At 41.9% G+C, this 16,838-nt stretch carries 14 protein-coding genes, 3 pseudogenes and 1 riboswitch; of the genes and pseudogenes, 13 read left to right on the forward strand and 4 right to left on the reverse strand.

Annotated features, from left to right (window positions below):
- Window positions 1–407: 407 nt before the first annotated feature.
- Window positions 408–1,676: a precorrin-6y C5,15-methyltransferase (decarboxylating) subunit CbiE gene (cbiE, locus tag ACQY1X_RS03955; protein WP_430014016.1), complete on the reverse strand. Its 1,269-nt coding sequence runs from the start codon at window positions 1,674–1,676 to the stop codon at window positions 408–410.
- 63 nt (window positions 1,677–1,739) lie between these two features.
- Between cbiE and ACQY1X_RS03960 the strand changes: the two are divergent.
- Window positions 1,740–2,009: pseudogene (locus tag ACQY1X_RS03960) on the forward strand (DUF3782 domain-containing protein); the annotation flags it as partial.
- An 8-nt stretch (window positions 2,010–2,017) separates the two neighbouring features.
- Here ACQY1X_RS03960 and ACQY1X_RS03965 read toward each other — a convergent pair.
- Window positions 2,018–3,004 carry an IS30-like element ISMae39 family transposase gene (locus ACQY1X_RS03965; RefSeq protein ID WP_430012831.1) on the reverse strand — a complete coding sequence of 329 codons (987 nt, stop codon included), beginning with the start codon at window positions 3,002–3,004 and terminating at the stop codon, window positions 2,018–2,020.
- A 90-nt stretch (window positions 3,005–3,094) separates the two neighbouring features.
- On the opposite strand from ACQY1X_RS03965, the pseudogene ACQY1X_RS03970 reads away from it, so the two are divergent.
- The 7 genes and pseudogenes from ACQY1X_RS03970 to ACQY1X_RS04000 form a co-directional block, all read left to right on the forward strand.
- Window positions 3,095–3,427: pseudogene (locus tag ACQY1X_RS03970) on the forward strand (DUF3782 domain-containing protein); the annotation flags it as partial.
- 57 nt (window positions 3,428–3,484) lie between these two features.
- Entirely contained in the window at window positions 3,485–4,120 is a 636-nt protein-coding gene (locus ACQY1X_RS03975; protein WP_430014017.1) for a DUF3782 domain-containing protein, read from the forward strand.
- Window positions 4,091–4,249: riboswitch (cobalamin riboswitch) on the forward strand. It overlaps the preceding gene by 30 nt.
- A 57-nt stretch (window positions 4,250–4,306) precedes the next feature.
- The gene (gene cobG / locus ACQY1X_RS03980; RefSeq protein WP_430015412.1) at window positions 4,307–5,731 is read left to right on the forward strand and encodes a precorrin-3B synthase; all 1,425 of its coding nucleotides are present in this window, start codon (window positions 4,307–4,309) and stop codon (window positions 5,729–5,731) included.
- A gap of 1 nt (window position 5,732) precedes the next feature.
- Entirely contained in the window at window positions 5,733–6,359 is a 627-nt protein-coding gene (locus ACQY1X_RS03985) for a precorrin-8X methylmutase (RefSeq protein WP_024969884.1), read from the forward strand.
- Window positions 6,356–7,060 carry a precorrin-2 C(20)-methyltransferase gene (gene cobI / locus ACQY1X_RS03990; RefSeq protein WP_002755704.1) on the forward strand — a complete coding sequence of 235 codons (705 nt, stop codon included), beginning with the start codon at window positions 6,356–6,358 and terminating at the stop codon, window positions 7,058–7,060. The genes ACQY1X_RS03985 and cobI overlap by 4 nt, the downstream gene beginning before the upstream one ends.
- A 259-nt stretch (window positions 7,061–7,319) precedes the next feature.
- Window positions 7,320–8,177: an IS5-like element ISMae4 family transposase gene (locus ACQY1X_RS03995; RefSeq protein WP_430015724.1), complete on the forward strand. Its 858-nt coding sequence runs from the start codon at window positions 7,320–7,322 to the stop codon at window positions 8,175–8,177.
- 237 nt (window positions 8,178–8,414) lie between these two features.
- Window positions 8,415–8,510, forward strand: a pseudogene (locus ACQY1X_RS04000) (P-loop NTPase fold protein); the annotation flags it as partial.
- Window positions 8,511–8,739: 229 nt separating this feature from the next.
- Here the strand turns inward: ACQY1X_RS04000 and ACQY1X_RS04005 are convergent.
- Complete coding sequence (locus tag ACQY1X_RS04005; protein ID WP_002737616.1) at window positions 8,740–9,306, reverse strand: Uma2 family endonuclease; 567 nt, start codon at window positions 9,304–9,306, stop codon at window positions 8,740–8,742.
- 26 nt (window positions 9,307–9,332) lie between these two features.
- Entirely contained in the window at window positions 9,333–9,923 is a 591-nt protein-coding gene (locus tag ACQY1X_RS04010; protein WP_430015413.1) for a Uma2 family endonuclease, read from the reverse strand.
- Window positions 9,924–10,215: 292 nt separating this feature from the next.
- Between ACQY1X_RS04010 and ACQY1X_RS04015 the strand changes: the two genes are divergently transcribed.
- The 5 genes from ACQY1X_RS04015 to ACQY1X_RS04035 all read left to right on the forward strand — a co-directional run bounded on the left by ACQY1X_RS04015 (window position 10,216) and on the right by ACQY1X_RS04035 (window position 16,836).
- Window positions 10,216–12,135: a long-chain fatty acid--CoA ligase gene (locus ACQY1X_RS04015; RefSeq protein ID WP_002737027.1), complete on the forward strand. Its 1,920-nt coding sequence runs from the start codon at window positions 10,216–10,218 to the stop codon at window positions 12,133–12,135.
- A 61-nt stretch (window positions 12,136–12,196) separates the two neighbouring features.
- Window positions 12,197–12,646: a YlqD family protein gene (locus ACQY1X_RS04020; RefSeq protein WP_430015414.1), complete on the forward strand. Its 450-nt coding sequence runs from the start codon at window positions 12,197–12,199 to the stop codon at window positions 12,644–12,646.
- A 247-nt stretch (window positions 12,647–12,893) separates the two neighbouring features.
- The gene (locus ACQY1X_RS04025) at window positions 12,894–14,258 is read left to right on the forward strand and encodes a DUF3370 domain-containing protein (protein WP_002737389.1); all 1,365 of its coding nucleotides are present in this window, start codon (window positions 12,894–12,896) and stop codon (window positions 14,256–14,258) included.
- 226 nt (window positions 14,259–14,484) lie between these two features.
- Complete coding sequence (locus tag ACQY1X_RS04030) at window positions 14,485–15,375, forward strand: hypothetical protein (RefSeq protein ID WP_123230979.1); 891 nt, start codon at window positions 14,485–14,487, stop codon at window positions 15,373–15,375.
- Window positions 15,376–15,393: 18 nt separating this feature from the next.
- Complete coding sequence (locus tag ACQY1X_RS04035; RefSeq protein WP_430014024.1) at window positions 15,394–16,836, forward strand: family 10 glycosylhydrolase; 1,443 nt, start codon at window positions 15,394–15,396, stop codon at window positions 16,834–16,836.
- The last annotated feature ends 2 nt before the right edge of the window (window positions 16,837–16,838 follow it).

The following is a 16,838-nucleotide window of genomic DNA, read 5'->3' on the forward strand; positions in this document are numbered from 1 at the left end:
TTTAAGTTTCTTCTCTTTTTGTTAAGAAAGATCTGACTAATGGATAGCTTATTAAGGGGGGCTTTGATCCCTCCTTATTAAGGGGGATCTGACAATTTTTAACACCTAACTAGGGTCTGCTGAAAAAGTTTGTTGGTGGGGGCAGGGTGTGGGGTGTGGGGTGTGGGGTGTAGGGTTTTACCGATTTTGAGGTAGTCAGTTACCTAATTTTCAGGGAAAAAGTACCTGAATTTTACCCCCGATCCCTCCAATGGTCGGCACTTTTTGAGGGAAAAAAAGTCTAAAAGCCTTATCCAACAAGGTTTTTAGATTTATTCAGCAAGCCCTAACTAATTAGAAAGAAAAAGAATACCCAAAAAGTTCTATCTACAACTTTTGCAAGAGGGATCAAGGAGAAAATCAAGGATTTACAATCTCGGTTTCAGAACAGTCCACTGGGTTACGGGGGCCATGGCTTTCCAACCTAAAAACTTGCCGACCGGTTCGGCTTTTTCAATGCCAATTCGCAGCAGTTCCCCTCCTAATTTACTATGCCATTGCAAGAGAACTAATTCGCTTTCAATTGTAACAGTATTGGCAACAAGACGACCCCCGGGGCGCAGGGCTAACCAACAGGTTTCCAATAGGTGGGGTGTGGTGATACCGCCACCAATAAAAATAGCGTCCGGTTGCGGTAAATCTTCCAGGGCGCTCGGTGCGATTCCGGCGACGATTTGCAGGTGAGGCGTTCCCAGGGCGGCGGCATTATCGGCAATGTATTGTAATCTGGTGGGATGATGTTCGATCGCAATAGCCTGGCAACGGCGATCGCTACGCAGCCACTCAATGGCAATGGAACCACAACCCGCCCCCACATCCCAGAGCAATTGCCCAGGCAGGGGAACCAATCTACTCAGCGTGATAGCACGAACTTCTCTTTTTGTCAACTGTCCGTCGTGATGGTAAGCAGAATCCGGCAGTCCTGGAAGGCGCGGCGCCAGGGTGGGGAGATGGGAGGAAATGCAGCTAATGGCGATGACATTTAAATCTGCCAGATCTGTAAACTCCCAATCGTTGGCAATGCCTTGAATGTGGCGTTCTCGGGTTCCCCCTAGATGTTCTAAAACGGTGATGGAACTTTCGCCAAAACCTCCCTCCCTGAGCAGCCGAGCAGCGATTGCGGGAGTCTGAGCATCAGCGCTCAGTACCAGCAGTTTAGCGCCGGGATAAAGCACCCCATTCAACCAAGCCGGGGGCCGACCGCACAAACTCAAAGTTTCCACTTCACTCAGGGACCAACCCAAACGACTACAGGCAAGACTAAAGCTAGAAGGAGAGGGAATAATCGTCATTTCCTCCAGGGGAATCTGGCGGGTGAGGGTGACACCAATTCCGTAGCACATGGGATCACCACTGGCCAAAACACAGACAGATTGACCACGACGGCGGATAATCTCGTTAATGGAGTCTTGAATGGGAGAAGTCCAGAGCAGTTTTTGCCGTTGATCCTCTGGGGGTAACATTGCCAGATGACGTTCACCACCGACAATAACTGATGCTAAAGAAAGCAGACTTCGCCCCACTGAACTTAACCCTTCTAAGCCATCTTCACCAATTCCTATGATCGATAGCCATTTCGACTGACAATTGCGATCCGCCATATTAAAAAAAATCGCTACTATTTCATTATCTGCCATCAGGCTCCATCCTTCAAACAAGATATAATCGGGTTAGTGTCAAGTTAATTCAGAGGAAAAATTATGACCACCACCGCCGATGATGTTTGGAGATTATTAGCCGAATTAGTAGAAGCTCAAAAAGAGACAGAAAGATGCTTTCAAGAAACCGAGCGACGCTTTCAAGAAACCGAGCGGATTCTCAAAGAACAATCTTTAAAAACCGATCGCCAAATTACCAGAGTCAGTCAAGAAATTGGTAATCTTGGCGGTAAATGGGGACGTTTTGTCGAAAATATGGTAGCCCCCGCTTGTGAGACTTTATTTTTAAATCGTCAGATTCCCGTACATCAAGGGCCAATTCAAGTCTGAATTGCATCACTGTCTGATCTACCTTTATAGAATACCTCATTCGGGGTACGATAGTCAAGACATTTTCGAGGACGATTGTTAATCAAGTTTACGGCTCTTTCCACCTCCTCTGGCTTAACGATTTTAAAATTCGTTCCCTTAGGGAAAAATTGTCTTAACAGTCCATTGGTATGCTCGTTTAATCCCCTCTCCCACGAATGATAAGGAGTAGCAAAATAAAAATCTGCTCCTAGTTTCTGACTCAACTCTTGATGTCCACAAAATTCTTTAACCTTGTCACAAGTAAAGGTTTTTCTTTTGTCAGGGTGAATCTCTTGAAAAAGTTTTTCTGTGACTCTATTGATTTCCGATGCGGTTTTGTTTTTGGCTAATCCTGCTACTAAAAATTTCGAGGCTTTATCTACATGAGTAACGAGAACTCCTAGATGATTGCCTCCAATCATTGTGTCACTTTCCCAATGACCGATTTCAGTTTTCTGGTCAGCAATTACTGGTCGCTCGCTGATATCTACACGCCCTGGAATCCCTCCACGCTTACTTTTTGCTCCGCCTCGACTCTTTCTTTGACAAAGCCCCCGGCGTAAATATTTCTGGTACTCTCCACATCCGTGATAGTTCTGATAGATCATTTGATAGATGGTTTCGTGACTGAGAGATTCTTGACTGGCTCTTTTCAGACGACCTGCTATTTGTTCGGGACTATGATAATCTTTCAATCCTTCTTTGACCAACTCTAAGGCTGACTCGCTGACATTTTTAAAGGGTTGTTTGGCATTTTTTCGCCTTGTCTCGCTTTCAGCTTGTGCTGTGTCAGGTAGATAGCAGCCAAGAGAACTTTGATTCCTTTTTAATTCCCGTGATATTGTGCTTTGATGACATCCGAGCCAGACGGCCATTTGCCGTTGAGATAAATTTCCCTCCTGACTAAGTTGGTAGAGCAAGTTTCTTTGTTCTATGTTAAGATGTTGGTGGCTCATTTTGGGTCTGATTTGTTTTTGTTAATGATCAGACAGTACCTGATGAGCCTTTCTTTGTCAACTCTTGAGGTTGATGCGTTTCATTTTTGAATTGGCGAAGTTAGTCAAAGAGTCAGAAAACGTCTCGACGGTAAAACCCTAGAAATTGATGTGTTAGTAACTAATGAGAATCATGTACTGGTAGTGGAAGTCAAAAGTAGTTTAAGTGTAGATGATGTCAAAGAATTAATCAAGAATCTAACAGAATTTAGGCAATTTTTTCCCGAATATAACCACAAACAATTATATGGGGCAGTAGCAGGCATTGAAATCGAAGAGGGAGCGGATAAATATGCCTATCGTCAAGGTTTATTTGTCTTGGCACAAAGGGGTGAAAATGTAGCAATTCTTAACGATACTGAGTTTCAACCGAAAACGTGGTAGGGGCTTTAAAAACAAGATATAATCAGGTTATTGTCAAGTTAATTTAGAGGAAAAATTATGACCACCACCGCCGATGATGTTTGGAGATTATTAGCCGAATTAGTAGAAGCTCAAAAAGAGACAGAAAGATGCTTTCAAGAAACCGAGCGACGCTTTCAAGAAACCGAGCGTGTTCTCAAAGAACAATCTTTAGAAACGGAGCGGATTCTCAAAGAACAATCTTTAAAAACCGATCGCCAAATTACTAGACTCAGTCAAGAAATTGGTAATCTTGGAGGTAAATGGGGACGTTTTGTCGAAAATATGGTAGCCCCCGCTTGTGAGACTTTATTTTTAAATCGTCAGATTCCCGTACATCAAGTTAGTCAAAGAGTCAGAAAACGTCTCGATGGTAAAACCCTAGAAATTGATGTGTTAGTAACTAATGAAAATCATGTGCTAGTAGTGGAAGTTAAAAGTAGTTTAAGTGTAGATGATGTCAAAGAATTAATCAATAATCTAACAGAATTTAGGCAATTTTTTCCCGAATATAACCACAAACAATTATATGGGGCAGTAGCAGGCATTGAAATCGAAGAGGGAGCGGATAAATATGCTTATCGTCAAGGTTTATTTGTCTTAGCACAAAGGGGGGAAAATGTAGCGATTCTTAACGATACTGATTTTCAACCAAAAACGTGGTATGATCCTTAAACTTGTCTTTGGGAAAGTCCAGTGCAATTCTGGTACTGTGCCGCAGCTGTAATCAAGTAAAAAGTAAAAAGAGTACATCTTCCCTTTTTCCTTGCGAGTCAGAATACCAATTACAAGCTTTTGATTGGTAGTATAGAAAACTAATTTTCTAACTACTTCTCTGCGTCGCATGGAGAACAAACAACGGTGAATTGGTTAGTTAAAGCAAATGCTTGTCCCGGTTTATTTTATGGCACTGCTGCCCAAGATGGGTTTTTAATTCGTCTCCGCACCCCCGGTGGATGGCTCAATTCTCCACAGGGAAAAGCGATCGCCACTTGGCTCGAACAATGGCAGAGTACAATACAAGTTACCAATCGGGCAAATCTGCAAATTCGCGGACTGCAAAAATCCCCCAGTTTAGAAGAATTTCAAACCCTGCAAAAATTAGGGTTAGCTGCCCATAACCCCAGTATCGATCATCTGCGTAATATCATGTCCAGTCCCACGGCTGGAATTGACTGCCAAGAATTGATCGATACTCGTCCATTAGTCCAAGAATTAGATAATTTTATCCAAAATTATCCATCAATTGCCCAACTAAGTCCTAAATTTAGTATCGGGATCGATGGCGGTGGTGCAGTGGGAATTGGCACTGGTTCAACTATGGCTTGGCAACACCGCTATAATGAGATTCAGCTATCGGCAATTACCGTCAAAAATCCGACAAATTTAACTTCTCTTGTTTGCTTTCGATTAGCACTTGGAGGAGATAAACAATTATATGACACGGACTTATTAATTGAGCCAGAAAACTGTTTAGCTGTGGTCAAAGCTCTAGTAAAGGTTTATGTCAATTATGTTCAACAAACCCCCAATATCAAGGGGAAAAAACCTCGGATGAAACACCTAATCAAAGATTGGGGATTGACAAAATATCTCGAACAAGTTAACTCCCGATTACATCGGACTTCTACCGGCATAATACAAGGGCAAGAATACCAGCAGGCTGCCCATTCTACTCAACCCTATTTTCATCTAGGAATTCATCCTCAAAAGCAACCCAGATTGTCTTATGTTGGCCTATCATTAAGATTAGGACAATTGACGGCTAATCAACTATGGGGATTAGCGGCACTATCAGAAACTTTTGGCAGTGGTCAGTTACGATTAACCCCTTGGCAGACTGTTATATTACCCGATATTCCCGATGAAAAAGTGTCAGAATTGTTGCCAAAACTGGCATCACTAGGATTATCCGCTTCTCCCGGATGGGATGCGGGGATAGTTGCCTGTAGCGGTAAACCGGGTTGTACAGCAGCAGCTACTGCAACTCAAATTCATGCTTCTCTCCTGGCAGATTATTTGCAGGAACACTTAACCTGCAATTCTCCTGTTAATATTCACTTGACGGGTTGTGCTAAATCCTGCGCTCAACCGGGTCCTGCGGAAATTACCCTTTTAGGAACTACCATCGAGGAAAATGGCCAAATAATGGAAGCTTATCAAGTCTATGTGGGTGATAGTCAAAAATTCTTAGAAGCACCCATATTTGAGGGAGAATTTACCAAGATTCCCCCGCTCATAGTCCAAATTTTAAGCTCCCAAAAATCAAAAAATTTAGATGAATAGAATGGAATACATTAAGAATGGTGAGGAAATTTACCGCAAATCTTTTGCTATTATTCGGGCTGAAACTAACTGGAAAAATCTCCCCGATGATTTAGCTTCTGTGGCGGTTCGTCTAATTCATTCCTGCGGGATGACAGACATAACAGAAGATTTAGAAGCATCACCAGACGCGGTTAAAATCGGACGAAATGCTCTCGCTGGGGGTGCAGCAATTCTCTGTGATTCTCAAATGGTCGCTAATGGCATTACCAAAGCCCGTTTACCTAAAAATAATCCGATTATTTGTACCCTCAATTATCCAGAAGTGACCGAGTTAGCACGACAAATTAATAATACCCGCTCCGCTGCCGCTTTAGAACTTTGGCAACCTCATTTAGCTGGAGCAGTGGTAGCCATTGGTAATGCACCAACCGCACTTTTTCACCTACTAGAATTGCTCGATCAAAATGTAGCTAAACCGGCTTTGATTTTAGGCTTTCCCGTGGGATTTGTAGGAGCGGCAGAGTCGAAAACAGAATTAGCAACTAATAGTCGTGGCGTGCCATTTATTACCCTACACGGACGTAGAGGCGGCAGCGCAATCGCAGCAGCAGCAGTCAATGCTTTAGCAAAAGAGAACGAATTATGAATAAATTAGGCAAACTTTATGGATTAGGAATCGGTCCCGGTGATCCCGAATTGTTGACGCTAAAAGCACACCGGATTCTCACAACTGTTCCGGTAATTGCCTATCCTACCTTAGAAAGTGGCAAAGTTTTGGCACGGGCAATTGTGTCGGATTTTATCCGTCCCGAGCAGATAGAAATTCCCATGCCTTTACCTTTTAGTGTCGAGCGCAGTTCTCAACCTCATTATGATATTGCCGCCGAAAATATCGCCGAACAGTTAAACTTAGGCCGAGATGTGGCAGTTTTATGTGTGGGCGATCCGATGTTGTATGGCACATTTATGTATATCTTTAATCGCTTGTGCGATCGCTTTTCCATTGAAGTCGTGCCGGGTATTTCTTCAGTGATGGCAAGTGCAGCAATGCTGGGTGTACCTATCACTTATCGAAATGACGTATTTAGTATCATGCCCGCTACTTTAGAGGCGGAAATATTGCGGGATCGCCTAGCATTTATCGATGCAGCAGCGATTATTAAATTAGGCAGACATTTCGCTAAAGTTCGTGATATTCTCGAGGAATTAGGATTATTAGAACGCGCCCTCTACATCGAACGAGCAACCTTACCCAATCAGCAAATTATTCCGATTACCGAAATCGATCCAGAGGCTGTCACCTACTGGTCATTAATTCTGATTCCTAGTAAAACTAAACTCCAATAATTCTATAGACATAGTTAAATCTTCTATCCCCTACCTGACAAAACCTATCGGGTTTAGATGATAGGAAGAATTTCATGAAGATTTTGCTAAAATTGTCGATGCCTATATTGGGAATGATCGAGTATATGTATTTATTAGACCTCTTGCATAATTTTTTTATGGTATAATATAAGGTTTTGCTTTTTTCTCAATTCTTAGATTGAAGTGGAAAAAAGAATAAAATGTGATCTTAGGTCAGGAAATCATCTATAATTTTGCTATGTTTATTAGCAAAATTATGGATTATCAAAACTTATCAGATGAACAATTCAAACGCCGTTTCGGTGTGTACAAACAAACATATAGAAAGATGGTAGAATCAGTAAAAAGTGTTGAAGCCGACTCTAATTCACCATCTAAAAGGGGACCGAAACCTAAACTATCTATAGAAGAACAAGTTTTAGTAACGTTAGAATATTGGCGAGAATATAGAACATATTTTCACATTGGTACAAGCTGGGAACTATCAGAATCAACTATATGTCGGATTGTAAATAAGACGGAAAAAATGCTTTTACAATCGGGAAACTTCCGTTTAAAAGGAAAAAAAGCTTTACTCAATCAAGCAGAGATACCGGTCGTAACGGTAATGGATGTAACGGAAACTCCCATTGAACGCCCCCAAAAGAAACAGAAAGATTTTTTTTCGGGTAAAAGAGGTTATCATACTTTAAAATCCCAATTAGTAGCTGATCAAAATACCGAGGAAATTATCTGTGTCTTTTGTGGGAAAGGTAGAGGTCATGATTTTAGTTTATTTAAAAAAAGTCGAGTTCGTTTTCATCCTTTAACTACCAGCATAGAAGACAGTGGTTATCAGGGAATAGCTGCATACCATAGTAATAGTTATACACCGAAAAAGAAACCGAAAAATAGAAAATTAACAGAGTTAGAAAAAGAGTATAACAAGGCTTTAGCCAAAGAAAGGATTATCATTGAACCTATAAATAGGAAACTCAAAATCTTTAAAATCTTATCCTGTAAATATCGGAATCGTCGTCGAAGATATAGTTTAAGAGTTAACTTGTTGGCGGCTATTTATAACTGTGAGTTAGGGATAGGTATAGCAGCTTCTTAAAAGTTGCCTAAAGATTAATCAAGTCAAGGAGAATTTATTCTCAATTTTTATAATTGAGATAGTTTGTGCCGCTTAAATAAAGAGGTTTTGATAACCAAATTAAAGCAGCTCTAAAGAGTTTTGAGTTAAAAGTTAAACTTCAAGTTTTCATTCAGGACGAATGTACTGATTAACTAATTTTTTGGGGAAAATTAGTTAACCCATCATTATAACATATAATTAATTTGCAAGAGTTCTATTGACGATTTAGATCGCTGTAAACATCCAAAATCAGCAGAGTTGATGCAAGCGATTAACTTGATGATTGCTGATGATCCGTCAGTGGTGTTGATTTTCTGACAGGGGGACAAGCGAGCTAGAAAATTTGCCAACAAAGGCTTCTGGCTTCTCTCGCTAGAAATAGATCGAGCGATTCTAGGCAAAAAGCTAACGAAAGAATTAGGGATAGGAGCGAGCTTACTAGGAATCATTATTAATAAGTGAGAGATGGTGCGGCGAACTTTTTCGAGCTAAAATCATGAAAAGTTTACGATATATGGATTTCAGCTTTCTTGTCCCCCTGTCAGGTTTCTAGGGTGATATCCTCGTATAAATCCCGAAAAGATGCCGTCAGATTAATACTCTGTAAACTAAAACTTTCTTGCTGATAGGTTTGCAGAATCCATAAACCCTGTTCACCCCGTCGAAAAGTTTCCACTCGTTGGTGTTTACTATTCACTAAGACATATTCCTCTAAACTTTCTAGAGTTTGATAATCATTAAATTTATCCCCCCTGTCAAAAGCTTCTGTAGAATCGGAGAGAACTTCGATAATCAATTTAGGAAAACTTTTGTAGGTAGCAGTTTCTCTATCTCTGTCATCGCAGGTGACAAGAATATCGGGATAATAAAAGTGATTGCGTTTCTCTAATCTGACTTTCACATCGGCAAAATAAACCCGACAATCGGAACCCCGCAAATGATTACGAATGATAAAAGTTAAATTGAGTCCGATAATATTATGAGTATCCGTCGTTCCTGCCATGTCGTAAATTTGCCCATCGATATATTCATGTTTAATGGGACTTTTTTCTTCAAACTGAAGATATTCTTCTGGAGTGAGATTATTATAGTTAGATAGAGCAATCATGGGTTTAATCGTTGAAGGAGATTTTCTTAAGGACTTTCGGGAGTATCATTAACCGTTTCTAGGGTGATATCCTCGTATAAATCCCGAAAAGATGCCGTCAGATTAATACTCTGTAAACTAAAACTTTCTTGCTGATAGGTTTGCAGAATCCATAAACCCTGTTCACCCCGTCGAAAAGTTTCCACTCGTTGGTGTTTACTATTCACTAAGACATATTCCTCTAAACTTTCTAGAGTTTGATAATCATTAAATTTATCCCCCCTGTCAAAAGCTTCTGTAGAATCGGAGAGAACTTCGATAATCAATTTAGGAAAACTTTTGTAGGTAGCAGTTTCCCTATCTCTGTCATCGCAGGTGACAAGAATATCAGGATAATAAAAGTGATTGCGTTTCTCTAATCTGACTTTCACATCGGCAAAATAAACCCGACAATCGGAACCTCGCAAATGATTACGAACAATTGTGTATATATTCCCCCCAACAATATTATGAGTATCCGTCGTCCCTGCCATGTCGTAAATTTGTCCATCGATATATTCGTGTTTAATGGGACTTTTTTCTTCAAACTGAAGATATTCTTCTGGAGTGAGATTATTATATTTAGATAGAGCAATCATCGTTTTTTCTGCTAGTTACAACTATATTAAGTACCTAAGCAAAATTAATTATACATCTAAGCCGTTAGCCTTTTCCGTAATCAGTAAGCAGTATTAAGTAACAGTAACATTCCCTGATTACTGTTCACCGTTCACCGATAACTGAAAAGTCTCCTCTCTCCGAGTCTCAACTAGGAAATTAACTTTGCAGGATTAGATACCTGTTGAAATACTGTCTAGGGGAACCGGCAAAAAGAGCCTCGAATGGTTAATCTATATGTTATTACTCTTGTAACCCTCTATAACTACTGCTATGACAACCCTAATTGACTATTCAAATATTCAATCTTTACCCGAAGTTTGGTCAATAGTTGCCCAACGTTTCCCCAATATTATCGCTCTGCACGATCCCCACAGTAAACCGGAAGTAATTCTCACCTATCGGGAACTTTATCAACAAATTCAGCAATTTGCCGCCGCTTTGCAAGCATTAGGAGTCACAGAAACCGAAAATGTCGCTTTATTTGCCGATAATAGTCCCCGGTGGTTTATTGCCGACCAAGGTTCCATGGCAGCCGGGGCCGCCAACGCGGTACGATCTGCTCAAGCAGATGCAGAGGAATTAGCCTATATTCTGGCCGATAGTGACAGTCAGACGCTGATTGTCGAAAATAACAAAACTTTAGGCAAATTGCTGGCGAAAATCCCTGAATTGCCCCTAAAATTAATCGTGCTGCTCACCGACGAAGACCCCGCTACTGGGGCGATTTCCGTGCAGACCTTAAATTTCAAGCAACTAATGGCGATCGGGGCTGAGAACACCCTTAAACCCATCACCAAGAGCGAAAATGATCTGGCTACCCTCATCTACACATCGGGAACGACGGGACAACCAAAAGGGGTGATGTTAAGTCACGGTAATCTGCTGCATCAGGTACGCAACTTAAACGCTATCTTTCAACCGGATCCTGGCGATCGAGTTTTAAGTATACTACCTTCATGGCACTCCTACGAGCGCAGTTGTGAGTATTTCAGTCTAGCTCAAGGTTGCACCCAGATTTATACCAGTATTCGCACTTTTAAGCAGGATTTAAAGCAATTTAGTCCGCAATTAATGGTGGGAGTTCCCCGTCTTTGGGAATCTCTTTACGAGGGTATCCAAAAGCAATTTAGCGAACAATCGGCCACAAAACAGAAATTAGTGCGATTTTTGCTAGAAAAGTCGGAAAATTACGTTATTGCTAAACGTATCGCCGATAATCTCAGTCTTGATCACCTTCACGCTTCCGGGATCGAAAGACTAAAAGCAAGAATTCAATCCCTCTTACTCTATCCCCTCCATGCCATCGGTGACAAGCTAGTTTATGGCAAAATTCGCCAAGCAGTGGGAAATAAAGTTAAAATCTTGGTTAGTGGCGGTGGTTCCTTAGCTAGACATCTAGATACTTTCTATGAGATTGCGGGAATCCCGATTTTAGTTGGTTATGGACTGACAGAAACTTCTCCCGTCGCTACCGTCCGTCGTATCGATCATAACCTGCGCGGGTCTGCCGGTCGTCCCGTCTTTCAGACAGAAATCTGTATTGTCGATTTACACAGCAAAGAAGTCCTACCCACAGAAAAACACGGTTTAGTCTTGATTCGTGGTCCGCAGGTGATGCAGGGATACTATAAAAAACCCGAAGCAACCGAAAAAGCGATTTCTCCCGATGGTTGGTTTGATAGCGGTGATATTGGTTGGTTAACCGCTGCCGGGGATTTAGTCTTAACCGGACGGGCCAAAGATACAATTGTTTTGAGCAATGGTGAAAATATCGAACCGCAACCGATTGAAGATGCTTGTTTACGCAGTCCCTTTATCTCCCAAATTATGCTAGTGGGACAGGATCAAAAAGCTTTGGGGGCTTTGATCGTGCCTAATCTTGATATACTGGCTAATTGGGCCCAAGAACAGAAACTATCCTTAAATTTACCCGATCCTCACAGCGATCGCTCCACGATTCTTTCTAGCGATCTCTACAGCAAAAAAGTCTTAGATCTCTACCAACAAGAATTAAAGCGCGAGGTGAGAAATCGGCCCGGTTATCGTACCGATGACCAGATTAAAACCTTTGAGTTAATTTTAGAGCCTTTTTCCCTAGAAAACGGCATGATGACCCAAACTTTAAAGATTAAACGACCGGTAGTAACGCAACGCTATCGCGATATGATTAACGAGATGTTTGCCAAGTAAATATTTCCGGCAAATATTCCCTAAACCCTTGACAAAAAAACCTTTTTAGGATAAGCAAATCATGGATGACGCACAAACCAGTTTATTACTGAAGCGCCCGGTGACAATTAAAGTCATCGTGACTCCGCGCTGGAAAGAAGAAGCACAACAGCAATTACAAGCACAAATGGTGCAAATTGATGCACAAATTCAACAATTAGAAACCCAAGGCCAAAGAGCGATCGCAGAAATTCAGCGTCAGAGTCTGATCCCCTTACCCCCCGAGGCTGCCCAACAGATTGACAATATTCAAATCCAAGTCAATCAACAGAAAAGTGAGTTTCTCGAACAAAAAAACCAGTATCTGCAACAACTGCAACAGGTACAACTGTTGGAACTCAATCAAGAAGTCGCCCAAGCACAACTAGAAAGCTTTTTCCGCGTCGAAAAAGGCGATAACTTAGTGGCCAAAATGAATGTGGAACTCGTCCTTAGAGATGGCATCGTCGAAGAAATTCGCGGCGAAATTTAAAGCTAGGGTGAGCAGTTACGGGTCATTGTCAACTTAACCCTTAAAATCGGCAATAGCAAGGGGTATTCTCCCTTGCTCACCCAGAAAACCGTCCCTAGTTCACATCACCCCTGACAGGACTTGATCAGACCTTAAAAATATATTAAGATTCTTTATCGATCGCCCGGACACACTCGCTTATATTGTCGTATAACTTCAGCTCTCCATCGACTCACCCTGAATTAGATCCTATAAATATGGAATCTCTATGCTTTCTTTCTTACCCACTATTCTTTTAGCTCAGTCCGCCTCGGTTCTGCCCCAGATAGAGAGGAAATTAATCACCCAATATCAGGAAGTGCGTCAGTTGCCCGGTCAACTAAATGACGTTCTAGTTTTTAATAGCAATAGTCCCGAAGTGGTAGAAAAAGAGGGAATTCTCCTCTCCACTTTCCCCGGTAAAGGAAAACGTTTTCCCATAGCCCATCTCAATCATCCCCTACAAGGACGTTTTGACGTTTTCACCCACCACATCGCTCGTCAAACCGATCCCATCCGCGACCTACACCAGGGACTGATCGTTACTAATCCCACCTCCAAAAACCTCGTTATCCGCATCCTGCAAGGAGTCAGTTACGTCACCTCCGCCGATGCCCCTTTTGTCGATTTACCCTCTCTGGTGGAAGATCCCAACGGCCGGGTTTTTTCTGGTCCCGGTTCCCGTTTAGCCAGCGATATCATGCGTCGTCGCCATGATACCCAATTTCCCACCCAGATCGTCATTCCCCCCGGCGAAAGTCGGATGCTCTTGGATCTAGTTATCCCCAGAAGCAGCGCTCGCTCGACTCTGCTGCGTCTCTACAGCGATGGCCCTATCTATATGGCTAATTTAGCCCTCTACGAAGTTCCCCAAAAAGTCAAAATCGAAGATCGGGAAATAGAAACCTTTCGTCCCCCTATCCTAGAGGAATGGCGTACCCTATTAGTTAGAGGTGATTTAGCCGCTCCTCGCGATTTTCCCCCCACTCCCCCTGATCAGTGGTCTCCCGGAAGAAGAAATTTTTATGGTCGCGTGGCCGGAATTTCTGTCGGTTCGGAATGGGCAACCCGCATTGTCGATCCCAAAGGGGGAATTAATCTCACCATTCCTCAACCCGGTCAAGCTTTTGCCTATCCTTTAAGTACGGTGACAGCAGCTACTTTCGGAACCAGACAAATTCAAAGCGCCCCCATGTTAGTGCGTTATCCCGATACGGCTTTCAAAGCTCACGGTAACTACGGTGTTCACTACTATCTGACTTTACCTCTATATAACAACACTAGCAAAACCCAGGTGGTGGCTTTGACTATTCAAACCCCAATTAAAGAAGATAATTATCTCGATCGCTTGCTATTTGTTGAACCCGTCCAGGGACCGGTATTTTTCCGGGGTGCAGTGCGCGTTACCTATCGTAACGAACTGGGACGCACCGAGGAACGTTTTTTCCATCTCGTTCAACGGGAAGGACAACAGGGAGAAGCTTTAGTACAGATAGAACTTCCCCCCGGCGCCCGACGCGACGTTAATCTCGATTTTCTCTATCCCCCCGATGCCACCCCCCCCCAAGTTTTGAGCGTTAAAACGTTGAAATAGATAGTTTTTCTCGAAAAGTTAACGGCTGATTGTCGGTAAAAATAAGTAAGATAAGTAGGTGGGTATTAAAAACTTTCAGATGCCCCCCTTATTAAGGGGGATCCCCCCGCCTTCGGCTTCCCCCCTTATCAAGGGGGGCTAGGGGGGATCGAACCTAAAATCCGTTTTTAATTTAATTATAACCAGCTACTTACACTGATATTAATCTCTCTCTGGGAATTAGCCGATGGATATTAGCAAAACTTGCTTTATTTGCTGCTTATTATCTCAATTTTTGGGCAATGCAGCCGCGAGTTTAGCCGTGACTAAACTCGATTTTGATACCAGTCAACCCCTAAGAAATCAAGTGATTAAATCGGGGAAAATTAAGGTACAAGTTAGCTATCAACCCATCGACCTAAACGAGAAAATTGATGACAATTCTGATCTTAATAATGTTTCTTATCAAATCTTTTATAACGAGCAACTTTATCAGCAAAATAGCGGGTATAGTGCCTTTGGATCTGGCTATGTGGAATTAAGAGATTTAGATAATAATGGCATCGATGAGATTATCGTCTCCACCTATAGCGGCGGCGCTCACTGCTGCACATCTTTGGTAATTTATACTTGGCAAAAAGATAGATTTATTAGAGAAGAAACGGGATTTTTAGATGGTAGTGGTGGTTCTTTTGAAGATTTAGATGGAGATAATAATTATGAATTTATTACCGTTGATAATTCTTTTTTATATGCTTTTAGTTCCTACGCTGCCTCTTTTCCTCCCTCCAAAATTTATACTTTTCAACAGGGTAAATTAGCAGATGTCACTAGAAAATATCCCCAAGAATTAAGAAAAACTTTAGCAGCAATGCTGAAAGCTTTTCAGTTAGCTAAAAAAGAAAAAGGCGAAGTTAATGGCATTTTGGCTGGTTATGTGGCACAGAAAATTATACTAGGAGAATACGAAGAAGCTTGGCAATTTCTTCTCACTAATTATGATAAACACTCCGATTGGGGTCTCGATATCCATGGCGAAAATACAGTGATCGGAAAATATCCAGACTTTCCCACTGCTCTGAGCGCTTTTCTCCTGAAAAATGGCTATTTATCTGAAAATAAAAACAATAAAAAATAGCAAACGCTGTGAACAACTATGTTAAAGAAAGTTAATTATCTGCGATCGCTATCTTGTTTCCTCGCTACAATCCTCTGGATTAGTCCTCTAGGGATTAACTCTAGTCTCGCTGTCAATGATAATTGTCAACTGTCCGAATCAGAAATCCAACAACAAGAAAATCTCCGTCAAACCTCGCCCCAAGAATATAACATCTTAGTACAGAAATATGCTGAACAATTGCGCTTTTGCCGTTCCCGACACTGGTTACAGGAACAGGCGATCTGGTTACGTCTCTACTCCTGTGATAGCCGTCCCGGATCGATGGAAAGTATCCTCGATCGCATCGTGGCCAAAGGTTATAATACAGTTTATGTGGAAGTTTTTGCCGATGGTCAAGTCTTATTACCTCCTAACAATAATCCCACCGTTTGGGATAGCGTCATTAAAAATCCCAGTGCCGGAAATGTCGATTTATTAGCACAGGCAATCGAACAGGGACATAAACGCGGTTTAAAGGTTTATGCTTGGTTATTTAGCCTCAATTTTGGCTATGCTTATAGCTTAAAACCCTATCGACAGGAGGTATTAGCACGCAATGGTAAAGGACAAGATAGCACCTCTTTTGTCGATGATCAATCCCAAACTTTTGTCGATCCCTACAGCAATCAAGCGCGACAGGATTATTTAATTCTCCTAGAAGCCATTTTACAACGTCGTCCCGATGGAGTTTTATTTGATTATATTCGCTATCCCAGAGGAACGGGAGTCGATTCCGTTGCTGATGATGTCAAAGATTTATGGATTTTTAGTCCGGCATCCCGACAAGCTTTAATTAATCGAGGATTGAATAATAAGGGCAAATTTTTAATCGATCGCTATCTGACTCGTGGCAAAATTTCCCCTGATGATATCGTCGAAGCCGATCGGCTTTATCCCCAAGAAACTGCCCCTCTCTGGCAAGGAAGAATACCTTTAGAAGAGGAGATGAAACAATCAGTTAAAAGTCGTTTTGATCGCCTCAAATTAGAACTTTGGTTCCTAGCGGTTGCCCATGCTGCCCAGGGTGTCATTGATTATATTAGTTATTTTTCTGCCCTGGTGGAACGTCAGGGAATTCCCGCCGGAGCAGTGTTTTTTCCCGATGGGAATCGTCTTGTGGGTAATCAAGGTTTTGATTCCCGTTTACAAGCTTGGGATAGTTTTCCCGCTTCCCTAGAATGGCATCCCATGTCCTACGCTAATTGTAACGATACTACCTGTGTAGTTAATCAGATCAAAAGAGTAGTAGAAAGCAGGGGAAATCAAACTCCTGTTATCCCAGCTTTAGCCGGTTTATGGGGACAACCCTATAACAATCGTCCCTCCTTAGAAGTGCAAATGGCAGCGATTCGCCTAGCTTTTCCCACCATAGATAGTATCAGTCATTTTGCTTTTTCTTGGCAAGAACCACAATTCGATCGAGCCCGAAGATTTTGTTAAAT

Source organism: Microcystis protocystis FBCC-A270 (genome assembly GCF_050500235.1).
Taxonomy (GTDB): domain Bacteria; phylum Cyanobacteriota; class Cyanobacteriia; order Cyanobacteriales; family Microcystaceae; genus Microcystis; species Microcystis ichthyoblabe_A.

What these genes read in the sequence shown, in the direction of transcription:
- cbiE (WP_430014016.1), bottom strand. Translation starts at nt 1,676, where the DNA reads ATGGCAGATAATGAAATAGTAGCGATTTTTTTTAATATGGCGGATCGC.
- ACQY1X_RS03965 (WP_430012831.1), bottom strand. Translation starts at nt 3,004, where the DNA reads ATGAGCCACCAACATCTTAACATAGAACAAAGAAACTTGCTCTACCAA.
- ACQY1X_RS03975 (WP_430014017.1), top strand. Translation starts at nt 3,485, where the DNA reads ATGACCACCACCGCCGATGATGTTTGGAGATTATTAGCCGAATTAGTA.
- ACQY1X_RS03985 (WP_024969884.1), top strand. Translation starts at nt 5,733, where the DNA reads ATGGAATACATTAAGAATGGTGAGGAAATTTACCGCAAATCTTTTGCT.
- cobI (WP_002755704.1), top strand. Translation starts at nt 6,356, where the DNA reads ATGAATAAATTAGGCAAACTTTATGGATTAGGAATCGGTCCCGGTGAT.
- ACQY1X_RS03995 (WP_430015724.1), top strand. Translation starts at nt 7,320, where the DNA reads ATGTTTATTAGCAAAATTATGGATTATCAAAACTTATCAGATGAACAA.
- ACQY1X_RS04005 (WP_002737616.1), bottom strand. Translation starts at nt 9,306, where the DNA reads ATGATTGCTCTATCTAACTATAATAATCTCACTCCAGAAGAATATCTT.
- ACQY1X_RS04010 (WP_430015413.1), bottom strand. Translation starts at nt 9,923, where the DNA reads ATGATTGCTCTATCTAAATATAATAATCTCACTCCAGAAGAATATCTT.
- ACQY1X_RS04015 (WP_002737027.1), top strand. Translation starts at nt 10,216, where the DNA reads ATGACAACCCTAATTGACTATTCAAATATTCAATCTTTACCCGAAGTT.
- ACQY1X_RS04020 (WP_430015414.1), top strand. Translation starts at nt 12,197, where the DNA reads ATGGATGACGCACAAACCAGTTTATTACTGAAGCGCCCGGTGACAATT.
- ACQY1X_RS04025 (WP_002737389.1), top strand. Translation starts at nt 12,894, where the DNA reads ATGCTTTCTTTCTTACCCACTATTCTTTTAGCTCAGTCCGCCTCGGTT.
- ACQY1X_RS04030 (WP_123230979.1), top strand. Translation starts at nt 14,485, where the DNA reads ATGGATATTAGCAAAACTTGCTTTATTTGCTGCTTATTATCTCAATTT.
- ACQY1X_RS04035 (WP_430014024.1), top strand. Translation starts at nt 15,394, where the DNA reads ATGTTAAAGAAAGTTAATTATCTGCGATCGCTATCTTGTTTCCTCGCT.